Source organism: Microbacterium resistens (assembly GCF_021172025.1).
GTDB classification, from domain to species: domain Bacteria; phylum Actinomycetota; class Actinomycetes; order Actinomycetales; family Microbacteriaceae; genus Microbacterium; species Microbacterium resistens.
On record NZ_CP082781.1, the window covers coordinates 3274408 to 3287360 of the forward strand.

The 12953-nt window shown below is 71.1% G+C and carries 12 protein-coding genes; 10 read left to right on the forward strand and 2 right to left on the reverse strand.

Features of this window, described 5'->3' with window-relative positions:
- The first annotated feature begins 36 nt into the window (after positions 1-36).
- From K8F61_RS15470 to K8F61_RS15515, 10 genes are all read left to right on the forward strand, one after another.
- A complete protein-coding gene (locus K8F61_RS15470; RefSeq protein WP_231819752.1) occupies positions 37-1050 on the forward strand; it encodes an aldo/keto reductase family protein in 1014 nt (337 codons plus the stop codon).
- 587 nt (positions 1051-1637) lie between these two features.
- Positions 1638-2450: a GntR family transcriptional regulator gene (locus K8F61_RS15475; RefSeq protein ID WP_067242622.1), complete on the forward strand. Its 813-nt coding sequence runs from the start codon at positions 1638-1640 to the stop codon at positions 2448-2450.
- Between the two features lie 34 nt (positions 2451-2484).
- Positions 2485-3507: an NAD(P)-dependent oxidoreductase gene (locus K8F61_RS15480; protein ID WP_231819753.1), complete on the forward strand. Its 1023-nt coding sequence runs from the start codon at positions 2485-2487 to the stop codon at positions 3505-3507.
- A complete protein-coding gene (locus K8F61_RS15485) occupies positions 3504-5078 on the forward strand; it encodes an FGGY family carbohydrate kinase (protein WP_231819754.1) in 1575 nt (524 codons plus the stop codon). Before K8F61_RS15480 ends, K8F61_RS15485 begins: the two co-directional genes overlap by 4 nt.
- 25 nt (positions 5079-5103) lie before the next feature.
- Complete coding sequence (lsrF, locus tag K8F61_RS15490; RefSeq protein ID WP_231819755.1) at positions 5104-5994, forward strand: 3-hydroxy-5-phosphonooxypentane-2,4-dione thiolase; 891 nt, start codon at positions 5104-5106, stop codon at positions 5992-5994.
- The gene (locus K8F61_RS15495) at positions 5991-6362 is read left to right on the forward strand and encodes a cupin domain-containing protein (RefSeq protein ID WP_067242614.1); all 372 of its coding nucleotides are present in this window, start codon (positions 5991-5993) and stop codon (positions 6360-6362) included. The genes lsrF and K8F61_RS15495 overlap by 4 nt, the downstream gene beginning before the upstream one ends.
- A complete protein-coding gene (locus K8F61_RS15500; RefSeq protein WP_219086718.1) occupies positions 6359-7369 on the forward strand; it encodes an ABC transporter permease in 1011 nt (336 codons plus the stop codon). The genes K8F61_RS15495 and K8F61_RS15500 overlap by 4 nt, the downstream gene beginning before the upstream one ends.
- Positions 7370-7426: 57 nt before the next feature.
- Positions 7427-8728, forward strand: a complete 1302-nt coding sequence (locus K8F61_RS15505; RefSeq protein WP_067242610.1) for a sugar ABC transporter substrate-binding protein — start codon at positions 7427-7429, stop codon at positions 8726-8728.
- A gap of 10 nt (positions 8729-8738) precedes the next feature.
- Positions 8739-10274 carry a sugar ABC transporter ATP-binding protein gene (locus K8F61_RS15510; protein ID WP_067242608.1) on the forward strand — a complete coding sequence of 512 codons (1536 nt, stop codon included), beginning with the start codon at positions 8739-8741 and terminating at the stop codon, positions 10272-10274.
- 50 nt (positions 10275-10324) lie between these two features.
- The gene (locus K8F61_RS15515; protein ID WP_231819756.1) at positions 10325-10819 is read left to right on the forward strand and encodes a VOC family protein; all 495 of its coding nucleotides are present in this window, start codon (positions 10325-10327) and stop codon (positions 10817-10819) included.
- Between the two features lie 317 nt (positions 10820-11136).
- Here the strand turns inward: K8F61_RS15515 and K8F61_RS15520 are convergent, their stop codons facing one another.
- Together K8F61_RS15520 and cds1 are read right to left on the reverse strand one after the other, a co-directional pair.
- Positions 11137-11646, reverse strand: a complete 510-nt coding sequence (locus tag K8F61_RS15520; protein ID WP_231819757.1) for a glycine cleavage system transcriptional repressor — start codon at positions 11644-11646, stop codon at positions 11137-11139.
- Positions 11647-11717: 71 nt separating this feature from the next.
- Positions 11718-12782, reverse strand: coding sequence for an L-cysteine desulfhydrase Cds1 (gene cds1, locus K8F61_RS15525; protein WP_231819758.1), 1065 nt, complete (start codon positions 12780-12782; stop codon positions 11718-11720).
- Positions 12783-12953 lie beyond the last annotated feature (171 nt).

Consider the following 12953-nt stretch of genomic DNA (forward strand, 5'->3'; position numbering starts at 1 on the left):
GGCCCACCGCCGGCGCGGCGGTCGTAGCCTGAGTCCATGGTGAACCATCGCTTCCTCGGCAACAGCGGGCTCAAGATCTCGGAGATCACGTACGGCAACTGGGTGACGCACGCGTCCCAGGTCGCGGACGACGCCGCCGTCTCCACCGTCCACGCCGCCCTCGACGCCGGCATCACGACCTTCGACACCGCCGACGCCTACGCCAACACCGCGGCGGAGGCCGTGCTAGGCAAGGCGCTGTCCGGCCAGCGCCGCGAGAGCCTGGAGATCTTCACGAAGGTCTATTTCCCGACCGGGCCGAAGGGGCCGAACGACACCGGCCTCAGCCGCAAGCACATCCTCGAGTCGATCAACGGATCGCTGACCCGTCTCGGGACGGACTACGTCGACCTGTACCAGGCGCACCGCTTCGACCACGAGACGCCGCTGGAGGAGACGTTCCAGGCGTTCGCGGACATCGTGAGGCAGGGGAAGGCGCTGTACATCGGGGTCTCCGAGTGGACCGCCGAGCAGCTGCGCGAGGGGCACGCGCTCGCGAAGGAGCTGGGGATCCAGCTCATCTCGAACCAGCCGCAGTACTCGATGCTGTGGCGCGTGATCGAGGGGAGGGTGATCCCGGCGTCGCAGGAGCTCGGCATCTCGCAGATCGTCTGGTCGCCGATGGCGCAGGGCGTGCTCAGCGGCAAGTATCTGCCCGGCCGCCCGGTGCCGGCGGGATCCCGGGCGACGGACGAGAAGAGCGGCGCGCACTTCATCGAGCGGTTCCTCATCGACCGGACGCTCGAGGCCGTGCAGCGCCTGAAGCCGGTCGCCGCGGAGGCGGGGCTGACCATGCCACAGCTCGCGATCGCGTGGGTCCTGCAGAACCCGAACGTGGCCTCGGCGCTGGTCGGCGCCTCGCGGCCCGAACAGCTCGCCGACACGGTGAAGGCCTCCGGGGTGACGCTGGACGCCGCGACGCTCACGGCCATCGACGCCGCCCTCGGGGACGCCGTGTACGCCGACCCCGAAGACACGGACGGCGTCTCTCCGAAGACCCGACTCGTCTGACGGCGGAGGCGTTTCGTCTCGGTGCTGCGCTCCTCGCTCAACGACCGGGGGCGGTGTTCGGTCGTTGAGCGACACTTCGACTCGCTGCGCTCGCTCAGTGCGGGTCTCCGCGAGTCGAAACGCGGTGACCGGTGCCTGGGCGCCGTTTCGTCTCGTCGCTGCGCTCCTCGCTCAACGACCGGTGGGTGTTCGGTCGTTGAGCGACACTTCGACTCGCTGCGCTCGCTCAGTGCGGGTCTCCGCGAGTCGAAACGCGGTGACCCGGGGCGACACCGTTTCGTCTCGGTGCTGCGCTCCTCGCTCAACGACCGGGTCGAGGGGACAACAGGAGGTGACTTGTCTCCTCCGAAGAGGACGAGCGTGCGCCGGCGGAGCCAAGGCGGCATATGAGATCGGCCGGTGGCCGAAAAATACCCCAGATAAACACTCAAAAACCGCGGTCCTGAAGAAATCTCGGGCAGAAGCGCACTTGTCTCTATGGTGCGGACCTGTCGGCCTGTGAGGATGGGACAAGTCAGGCAACGGCCCCCGACCCGAGGGAGCACGGCCGGCGCCCCATCACCGTCCTCAACGACGAGGTTTCCGTCATGCCCACGATCCCCCTGCCCGCGATCGATCGCGCCAGCGACGCCCCCATCTGGTTCCAGATCATGCGCGGGCTCGAGCAGGCCATCGCGGACGGCGCGCTCCGCCCCGGCGACCGCCTCCCCAGCGAGCACCGGCTGTGCGAGGACCTCCGTGTCTCGCGGACGTCCGTGCGCGAGGCGCTGGCGAAGCTGGAGAAGGGCGGAGTCATCTCCCGCCAGCAGGGCAAGGGCGCGTTCGTGGAGCTCGCGGCCGGCCCCTCGGCGTGGACGCTGCCTTCGGCGCCGAGCCTCCTCGGCGAGTACGGCGAGCACGGACGCAGCGCGCTGAGCTCCACGATCATCCGCGCCGGCATCGAGCCGCTGCCGTCCTGGGCCGCCGCGACGGTCGGCCGGGACACGGACGGACAGGGGTTCGTCCTCGAGCGGGTGCGCGCGGTGGGGGCTCGCACGGCCGTGCACGTCGTCAACTACATGCCGGCGCGGTTCTCGGGCATCCTCCCGGATCTGCGGGATCCGCGGGCGAGCCTGTACGCGGCGATCACCCGGGTCACCGGTGTCCGCATCGCCCGGATGCACCGCACGATCGAGGCCGCGACCGCCGACCGGGTGCTCGGCGCGCTCCTGGAGGTGGAGATCGGGCATCCCGTCGTCGTCGTCGAGGCGGTCGCGTACGACGCCGACGGCGTCCCGATCGACGTGTCCCGCGCCTCGGTGCGCACCGATCGGATGCGCGTCAGCGTCGACACCGGCTTCGACGCCCACGGCCTCCCCGGCGCGGCGACGTCGGGAACCTATCCCGGCGGAAACCGCTGAGACGACCGGAAGAACGGAAAGAGGAGCACCATCCATGAGCGATTCCCCGAAGATCCTCGCGATCGGCGACAGCTACATGACGGCCGAGAGGATCGCCGCCGCCCTCGTCGATCGCGGACTGTCCGTCGATCTGCGGACGATGACCGACGTGCCGGCGACGTGGGACACGAGCCGCATCCGGGAGTTCGAGGGCGACCCCGCGGAGGTCGCCGCGCTGATCGAGGGCTACGACGTCGTCCTGGTGCACGGCGCGCCGGTCACCGCCGACGTGCTGGAGGCCAACCCCGGGCTGGTCCTGATCGGGTGTCTGCGCGGCGGACCGGTCAACATCGACGTCGAGGCGGCCCGGGAACGCGGGGTGGCGGTGTCGATCACCCCGGGCAAGAACGCCGAGGCCGTCGCGGAGCTCACGATCGGCTTCCTCATCTCGATGATCCGCAACGTCCCCGCCTCCCTGCGCGACGTCGACGCCCGCCGCGCCGCCGGATCGCCGCTGGCGGAGTCGGCCTTCGAGGGCGCGCGATGGTTCGGCCGCGAGGTCTCGACGCTCACCCTCGGTCTCGTCGGGTACGGCAACGTCGCCCGGCTCGTGTCTGCGAAGGCGCGGGCGCTCGGCGCCGAGGTCGTCGCGTACGACCCGTTCGTGGACCCCGACTCCGTTCCGGAGGTGCGACTGGTCCCGAGCCTCGAGGAGCTGCTGCCGGCCGTCGACGTGCTGAGCCTGCACGCCAGGGCGACGTCCGAGAACCGTCATCTCCTCGACGCCGGCGCGTTGGCGCAGCTGCGCCCCGGCGCCCTGCTCATCAACACGGCGCGCGAGAGCCTCGTGGACGAGGACGCGCTGCTCGCGGCGGTCCGTTCCGGCCAGGTCGGCGGTGTGGCCATGGACGTCAACGAGCCCGAGGGGGCCTGGCGCGAGCTCGTCGACCTGCCGCAGGTGGTGCTCACCCCGCACCTCGGGGGCGCGACGCTGGAGACCCTGCACCGCGGCAGCGAGATGATCGCCGACGACGTCGTCGCCTTCCTGGAGGGGCGGCCCCGGAGGTGGTCCTTGTGACCCGCAGGGACCCGGTCGTCATCGCGATCGATGCCGGCACCGGGTCGGCGCGCGCTCTCGCCTTCGATGCCGCGGGCGCACGGGTCGCACAGGCCGCGGTCGAATGGAACCACCCGGCGGTGCCCGGGCACCCGGGCGGGACCGGCTTCGACGTCGTCCACGGCTGGCAGGCGGTGTGCGAGGCGCTGCGCCGGGTGACCGCCGAGGTCGCGGATCGCGAGATCGCCACTGTCGCCGCCTCGAGCATGCGGGAGGGCTTCGTGCTCTACGACGGTGCGGGCGAGGAGGTCTTCGCCTGCCCCAACACCGACGGACGGGCGCGCCGCGAGGCGGACGAGCTCGTCGCGGAGGGCCTCGCCGACGAGATCTACGCCACCGGAGGCGACTGGGTCTCGATCACGGCGCCGGCGCGGATCCGCTGGCTCGCACGGCACGAGCCGGAGACGCTCGACCGCGCCCGCCATCTCGGCATGCTGAGCGACTGGGTCAACCGCCGCCTCACCGGCGAGTACGCCACCGACCCCACCTGCGGCTCCAGCACCGCCCTGTTCGACCTCGGCGCGCGCACGTGGGCCGAGGGGCTCGTCGAACGGGTCGGGCTGGATCCCCGGATCCTTCCCCCCGTGCTCGAGCCCGGGTCCCGCGTGGGCGGCGTCACCCGCGAGGCGGCGGAGCAGACCGGACTCCCCGAGGGCACCCCCGTCGTGATGGGCGGCGCCGACACCCAGCTCGCGCTGCACGCGATCGCCGCGGCCCCCGGACGCCCCACCATCGTGGCGGGCACGTTCTGGCAGACCACCGCCGTCGTTCCCGGCCCGCTGATCGATCCGCTCCGGCGCACCCGGACGCTGTGCCACGTGGCGCCGTCGAGCTGGATGGTGGAGGGCATCGGATTCCTCTCCGGCCTCGCGATGCGCTGGTTCCGTGACGGCTTCTGCCCGGATGCGGTGGAGCTCGCCCGGGGCGGCGGCGTCGGGGCGTTCGACGTGATGGAGTCATGGGCGGCGGACGTGCCGGTCGGCAGCGACGGCCTCGTCGCGGTGCTCAGCGATGTCATGCAGGCCGACGCCTGGCACCATGCCGCCCCGGCGCTCGTCGGCTTCGACATCGCCGACTCCTCCCGATTCCACCGGGGCACGGTCGTGCGCGCGATCGAGGAGGCGGCCGCGTTCGTGGCCGCTTCCCACCTGCGGATCCTCGACGAGGTGACCGCCGGCGCCGCGTCCGCGTCCGGGGAGATCACGTTCACCGGGGGTTCCAGCGCCGGGGTCCTCTGGCCCCGGGTCATCGCCGGCGCGACGGGCCGGACCACCCGGACCACCGAGGCGCCCGAGGCGACCTCGTACGGGGCGGCGCGCCTCGCCGGGACGGCTGTCGGGATCGACCTTCCCGCCCTTCCGCTCGACCCCACGGCCATCGCCCCGCAGGAGGCCGAGCGAGCCGCATACCGGGATGCGGCTCGGCGGTGGCGCGAGGTGTACGACGCCCAGCGCACCGCCACCGTCCGCTCCGGCGCCACCGCCCTGTTCACCCCGCCCGGAGCCGCGCGCGCCGCGGCCCCCGAACTCTGACACACCGACACAAGGAGAAACACCCATGGCTGATCTCGAAGGAAACCGCTCCGCCAAGCAGTTCCACGCCGACGTCCCGGCGGTCCGCTTCACGAACGCGATCAAGGGGGCGCACGCCCTCGACTGGGGCATGCAGAACCGCCTCTCGCGGATCCTCGACCCGGAGACCGGGCGGACCGTGATGCTCGCCTTCGACCACGGCTACTTCCAGGGGCCGACGTCCGGTCTGGAGCGGATCGACCTCGGCATCGCTCCGCTGGCGACGCAGGCCGACGCGCTCATGGGCACCCGCGGCGCCTTCCGGACCTCGATCCCCGCCGGCACCTCGGCCGGACTGGTGGTCCGCGCCTCCGGCGGGCCTTCCATCCTCAAGGACCTCTCGGACGAGCACGTCGCCCTCGCGATGGACGACGCCGTGCGCCTGAACGCCTCCGCGGTCGCGGTGCAGGTGTTCGTCGGCGGCGAGCACGAGTCGCGCAGCATCCGGAACCTGACCACGCTCGTGGACGACGGCTACCGGGCCGGGATCCCCGTCCTCGGCGTCACCGCCGTCGGCAAGGAGCTGACCCGCGACGCCCGGTACCTCGGGCTCGCGGTGCGCATCATCGCCGAGCTGGGCGCGCAGATGGTGAAGACCTACTACTGCGAGGACGGATTCGAGGACGTCGTGGCGGCCTGCCCGGTCCCGGTGATCATGGCCGGCGGCAAGAAGCTCAGCGAGCTGGACGCGCTGCGGATGGCCTCGGCGGCCGTGCGTGCCGGGGCGGCCGGCGTCGACATGGGCCGCAACATCTTCCAGAGCGAGGCCCCCGAGGCGATGATCGCGGCGGTGCATGCCGTCGTCCACGGCGACCTCGATCCCGTCGACGCGCACGAGCTGTACCGGGAGCGGGCCCAGGGCGGTGCGTCCGCATGACCGACGCGCGCATCCTGTCCGTCGAGGACGCGGATCTCCGTTTCGGGGACTGGGGACCGGGCTACCTGTCCACGGACGACGACGCCGCGTTCGGTGTGGTCGTGCTGCGGCCGGGAGACGTCTTCGCCAACCACCTCCACGAGCACCACACCGAGAGCTTCCTGGCGCTGGAGGGCGCAGCGGAGATCTGGCTGGACCGCACCGAGCGCATCGTGCTGTCGGCGGGCCAGCTCCTGCACGCCCGGCCGGGCGTCGAGCATCTCGTCCGGAACCCGTTCGACGCGCCGTTCCGCGCGGTGTTCGTGAAGACCCCCTGGGCGGACGGCGACAAGATCGACCGTCCCTGGGAGCCGGGAGCGACGGGATGAGCGCCGCGTCGGGCTCCACCCTCACCGAGACGGTGACGGCCCAGCGCCGCGGGGCGGCCTTCCGCAACGGTTCGCTGCGGTCCCGGCTCATCCTCTTCGCCCCTCTCATCGCGCTGCTGGTGCTCGTCGTGTTCTTCGCGATCGTGAGCCCCGTCTTCCTCACCGGCAGCAACCTCGTCAACCTCGTGCGGCAGATGGCGGTGCTGCTGGTCGTGGCCCTCGGATCCACCTTCGTGGTGCTGATCGGCAGCATCGACCTGTCCATCGGATCCATCGTCACGCTGACCGGGGTGTCGTCCGCGATGCTCGTCGGCGTCATCGGTCCCGGCGGCGCGCTCGTCGGCTTCGCGGTCGGGGTCGCGTGCGGCCTCGTCAACGGCCTCGTGCACGTCTACCTCAAGGTGCCGAGCTTCATCGTCACCCTGGGCACGATGTTCGTCTTCGCCGGGATCGCGCTCATCATCACGGGAGGCAGGCCCCAGGGGCTGCGCTCGCCGGAGCTGTCCGCGCTGTTCGGCGGAACGGTGCTGTTCGGCATCCCGACGATCTCCCTGTGGGCGCTGCTGGCGCTCGTCGTGGCGGTGCTCGTCGAGCGCAAGCTCGTCTTCGGGTACCGCGCGAAGGCGGTCGGCGACGCGGAGACCGTCGCCAAGCTGTCCGGGATCGACGTGGACCGGGTCAAGGTGCTCGCGTTCGTCCTCTCGGGGGTCTTCGCCGCGTTCGCGGGCCTGCTCCTCATGACGAGGACCAACTCCGCGTCCGGCGCGATGGGGGAGCCCTTCCTCATGGAGGCGCTCGCCGCGATCCTGCTCGGCGGGACGTCGCTCATGGGCGGCGTCGGCGGCCCGACGCGGACGATCCTCGGCGTGCTGGTCATCTCGGTGCTCAGCAACGGGATGAACCTCGCCAGCGTCGACCCGTTCACCCAGCAGACCGTCAAGGGCGTCGTGCTGATCGCCGCGGTCGCCCTCACGCTCAACCGCAAGGAGCTCTCCAGCGTCAAATGACCGGCGGCCGCGCCGCCACCACCCCGCAATCGAACCGAACACGAAGGAGTGTGCACGATGAACACCTCGAAGAGAAGGTGGCCGGCCCGCGCCGCCGCCCTCGCCAGCGCCGTGGGCCTGGCGGCCGTCGTCTCCGGATGCGCGAGCCCGCAGGGCGATGCCGCCGAAGCCGCCGATCCCGATGCGCCGATCGTCATGGTCCAGGTCCCGACCATGGACAACTCGTACTGGGCCGACGTCATCAAGGGCGCCGAGCAGGCCGGCGCGGCTCTCGGGCTGACCGTGGACGTGCAGGTCTACGGCGACTCGACCGACACCCAGCTCAGCCAGGTGCAGCAGGCCGGATCCAAGGGCGTCGACATGGCGCTGCTGTTCGCGCAGGACCAGGCCTCCTCGCCGACGCTCATCTCGGCGGCGACGGAGCAGGGCATCTACGTCACGAACATCTTCTCCAACCAGGCCTGGTCCACGCCGGCCGATGCCGAGTTCGACGACCACTACGTCGGCTACTTCCTGCCGGACAACGTGCAGGACTCGTACAACATGGCCACGTCCGTGCTCACCCAGATCGGGGGCAAGGGCAAGGTGCTCCACATCACCGGGCTTCCGGGCAACACCACGGCGGAGGAGCGGCGCCTCGGGGTCGAGAACGCGCTGAAGGACTTCCCCGACGTCGAGCTCGTCGGGCAGGAGAGCGGGGGCGAGAACCGCGTGGCCACCCAGCCGGTCATCGAGGACCTGCTGACCGCGCACCCGGACGTCGCCGCCGTGATCTGCCACAACGACGACGAGGCGATCGCCGTCATCAACGCCCTGCGCGACCGAGGGATGACCGACGTCAAGGTGGGCGGCATCGACGCCATCGACGAGTTCCTGGACGACATGAAGAGCGGGGGCAACGCCGCCGCCACCGTCGCGATCCACGGCTCGTGGTTCGGCGGATACAACGTCGTGCGGCTGTACGACGCGTTCAAGGGCGAGGAGTACACGCCGGCGGAGTCGATGATGTTCCAGGACTCCCTGACGGTCGACACGGCCGAGGCCGCCGAGGAGTACCAGAAGGTCGTCTACCAGGCCGACCCGCTGCCGTTCGACTGGAAGGCCATGTCGCGGGCCGAGGCCGGCGAGGACTGGGACACCCAGGTGCCGCTGCGCCCGATCGACCCGGACGACTACTGGGGCCGCATCGGCGAGCCCGCACCGAGCGGGTACTCGCTGCCGGAGGCCTTCCGGAAGGACCTCGACGGCGGTGCCGTGCAGAGCGTCGCCGAGCTGTACCTGTCCCACGCGGTCTCGAACCCGTTGGGCGGAGTGATCGAGCTGACCCGTTCCGGCTCGTCCTCGTTCGGGCAGAAGTAGGAGGGCGACGATGACGATCGAACCGGGGAGCACATCCGTCGCCGCGGCACGCATCGAGGCGTCGGGGGTCGGGATGGTCTTCGACACCAACCGCGTGCTCGACGACGTCTCCCTGCGCGTGCTCCCCGGTGAGATCGTGGGTCTCATCGGGGAGAACGGGGCGGGCAAGTCGACGGTCATGGACATCCTGTGCGGCGCGCTGCGACCCACTGAGGGCGAGGTGCGGATCGGCGGGGAGCCCGTCGTCCTGTCCTCCCTGATGGAGGGGGCCGGGCACGGCGTGTTCCGTGTGTTCCAGGAGCAGAGCCTCGTGGCGAGGCTGCCCGTGTACGTCAACCTCTGCCTCGGCGCCGAGCAGCGTTTCAGCCGGGCCGGCGTCTTCCAGCAGCGCCGCGCGCGGGAGCACGCCCGCCGTGTCCTGTCCGACCTGGGACTCGACATCGACGTGGACCGGACGGTCGCCTCGTACACGTTCGGCGAACGGCAGCTGCTCGAGATCGCGCGCGCGGTCTCGCTGTCGCGGATCTTCGGCGCGTCGTCGCCGGTGATCCTGCTGGACGAGCCGACCGCCGCGCTCGCAGGGCATGAGCTGGAGCTGTTCTTCCGTCTCCTGACCACCCTCCGCGACGCCGGGACGTCCTTCGTCTTCGTCTCGCACCGGCTTCCCGAGCTGCTGCGCTTCTCGGACCGCCTCTACGTCCTGAAGGACGGCGCCGTGGTGGCGGAGGTGGGCCCGGAGACGTCGGAGGCGGAGCTGCACCGGCTGATGGTGGGCCGGGAGCGCGCCGACGACATGTATCGGAAGGACCGCCAGTGCGGCCCGGGTGGCGACGTGCGCCTGTCAGCGCGTCGCCTGTCCGCGGCGGGGCTGGAGCCGATCGACCTCGACATCCGGGCCGGGGAGATCGTCGGCGTCGGCGGGCTGCTCGGATCCGGGAAGAGCCAGCTGGCGGCCGCCCTCTTCGGAGCGACCGCCGCCTCCGGCGAGGTGGAGGTCGACGGCCGCCCGCTCCGCCGCGGCGTGCGCGCGCGGGTCCGGGCGGGATTGGCGTACATTCCGCTGCACCGGCACGCCGAGGGCGCGAGCCTCGGGATGTCGATCGTCGAGAACATCAACGAGGTCGACCTCGGGCGCGGTCCCGTGCTGCGGGTGCGACGTGCGGGGGAGGAGCGAGCGGCCGCGCAGACGTGGTCCGAGCGGCTCCGCATCCGGCGGCGGGGACTCGACCAGCCCGTCCGCACCCTGTCGGGCGGAAACCAGCAGAAGGTCGTCTTCGCGAAGTGGCTGCGGGAGGGGGCGGACGTCATCATCGCGGACAACCCGACCCGCGGCGTGGACGCGGGCGCCAAGGAGGAGATCTACGAGCTCCTCCGGGACCTGACCGATCAGGGCGCCGCGGTGCTTCTGGTCAGCGACGATCTGCTGGAGCTGATCGGGCTTTCGGATCGCATCCTGGTCCTCCACGACGGCGAGGTCGTCGGCGAGGTGGACTCCACGCCGGAGTCTCCGGCGCGCGAGGAGGAGGTCGTGGCATTGATGGTGTGACGGACGGACCAGTGGCAGGAACCAGCGAGAACGTGAGAGAGAAGGAAGAGATGACCGAGAAGACGGGCACCGCCCCGAAGCATGAGATCACCCAGATCTGCATCGTGGTCCGCGACATCGAGCGGTCCATGAAGGAATACACCGAGCGCCTCGGATGGGGGCCGTGGAAGGTGTTCGAGTACGGCCCGCCGCTGCTGCACGACACGCACCTGCGCGGCGAGCCGGCCGAGTTCACCATGATCGGCGCCGAGACGATGGTGGGCGGGATCGGCTTCGAGCTGATCCAGCCGACGGGCGGGGACAGCATCTACCAGGAGTTCCTCGACCGGCACGGCGAGGGCGTTCAGCACATCGCGATCATGAAGCACTCCAAGGAGGACTCGGACGAGCTGATCGCCGACGTCGGCGCCGCGTCGATCATGGGCGGGAGCACCGGCGCGGACATCGAGTTCTATTACCTCGACACGCAGGACACGCTCGGGGTGACGATCGAGAGCGGCACCGGCCACGCGATCGACATCCAGCCCACGAGGGTCGTGGGCTGACCGCGGCGCGAGCCGGCGGCGTTTCGTCTCGGTGCTTCGCTCCTCGCTCAACGACCGGGGGTGGTCCCTTTCGGTCGTTGAGCGAGCGGAGCGAGTCGAAACGCGGTGACCCGGGGCTGGGCGCGTTTCGTCTCGGTGCTTCGCTCCTCGCTCAACGACCGGGGCGGGGGCGGTGTTCGGTCGTTGAGCGAGCGGAGCGAGTCGAAACGCGGTGACCCGCAGCTGGCGCCGTTTCGTCTCGGTGCTGCGCTCCTCGCTCAACGACCGGGTGTGTTCGCTCGCTCAGCGGGGGTCTCCGCGAGTCGAAACGCGGCGGGTCAGTCGAGCGCGATGTCGACCTGGATCTCGCTCGCGAGCCGTTCCAGGTCCGCGCGCAGGGCGTCCGCATCGGCGTCGGCCGGCACCGTCGCCTCGACCGTGGCCTCGAACAGCCGGCCGCCGGTCATGGCGGCGTCCCGCGTCTGGCTCGTCATGCTCTCGATGCTCAGGGCGTGTGCGGACAGCACGCCGGAGACCTCGCGCACGATGCCCGGGCGGTCGTTCCCGAGCACCTGGATCGAGATGCGCCGCTCGCCGCCGGCCGCGGTCGGGGCGGCGCCGTCGTGCACCGTGACCGTCAGCATCCCGTCCAGCTCTCCGAGGGCGTGGCGCAGCTCTCCCGCTCGCTCGGCGGCGACGGACACCTCGATGACGCCGGCGAAGGTGCCGGCGAGGTCGGCCAGGCGACTGTTCTCCCAGTTGCCGCCGTGCGCGTCGACGACGTCGGCGACGGCGGCGACGAGGCCCGGGCGATCGGATCCGACGACGGTGAGGATGAGCGTGGTCATGCCGCCAGCGTAGGCGAGGCCCGCCCCCGCGTCACCCGCGGATCCGCGCCCGTGTCCGACGCCGTGCCGGCCTACGCGGCGGACCACCGCCCGGTGGCGAGGAACTCCTCCAGCCGCGCGCGGTGCCGTGCGAGGTCCCAGCCCTTGGCCGCGACCCATTCGTCGGAATAGTAGGTGTCGACGTAGCGGGCGCCGCCGTCGCAGATGAGCGTCACCACGCTTCCCTGCACCCCCTCGTTGCGCATCCGGGCGATCAGCTCGAACGCGCCGACGAGGTTCGTCCCGGTCGATCCGCCGGCCCAGTGCAGCGTGCGCTCCTTGAGCAGCCGGATCGCTGCGATCGAGGCGGCGTCCGGCACCTGGATCATCTCGTCGATCACGCTCGGCACGAACGACGGCTCCACGCGCGGTCGGCCGATCCCCTCGATGCGGCTCGGCGTGCCGGTGGTGTAGTCCGCGGCGCCGGTGCTCCAGCCGCCGTAGAAGGCCGAGCCCTCCGGGTCCACCACGGCGATCCTGGTCTCGTGGCGGCGGTAGCGGACGTACCGGCCGAACGTGGCGCTGGTGCCCCCGGTCCCCGCGCCGACGACGATCCACGCGGGGATCGGGTGACGCTCGTGCGAGAGCTGGCCGAAGACGCTCTCGGCGATGTTGTTGTTCCCGCGCCAGTCCGTGGCGCGCTCGGCGTACGTGAACTGGTCGAGGTAGTAGCCGCCGCACTCGGATGCGAGGCGCTCGGCCTCCGGGTACATGTCGGGGGCGCGGTCGACGAAGTGGCACCGCCCGCCGTAGAACTCGATGAGGTCGATCTTCTCCTGGCTCGTCGAGCGTGGGACGACCGTGACGAACGGCAGGCCGAGCATCCGGGCGAAGTACGCCTCGGACACGGCGGTGGAGCCGCTGGACGCCTCCACGAGCGTGGTGCCCTCGTGGATCCGTCCGTTGACCAGGCCGTAGAGGAGGAGCGAGCGCGCCAGCCGGTGCTTCAGGGATCCGGTGGGGTGCACCGACTCGTCCTTCAGGTACAGGTCGATCCCCCACTCCGCAGGGAGGGGGAACAGATGCAGGTGCGTGTCGGCGCTCCGGTTGGAGTCCGCCTCGAGCTTCCGGATCGCCTCGCCCGCCCAATCGGTCATGCGATCGAGGCTACCGGGTGCCCGGCCGACGCCCGCGGGGTCGGTGCGTGCGTGGTCCTGGTCATCACGTCAGATCGCGCTATACTGGCGGGGCGAAGAGCAGTAGCTCTGAGAAGTAAGCCTGGCAGTCTTCCGGACGGTGCGACGAGCCAGGCTTGCGCCGTTTCTGGC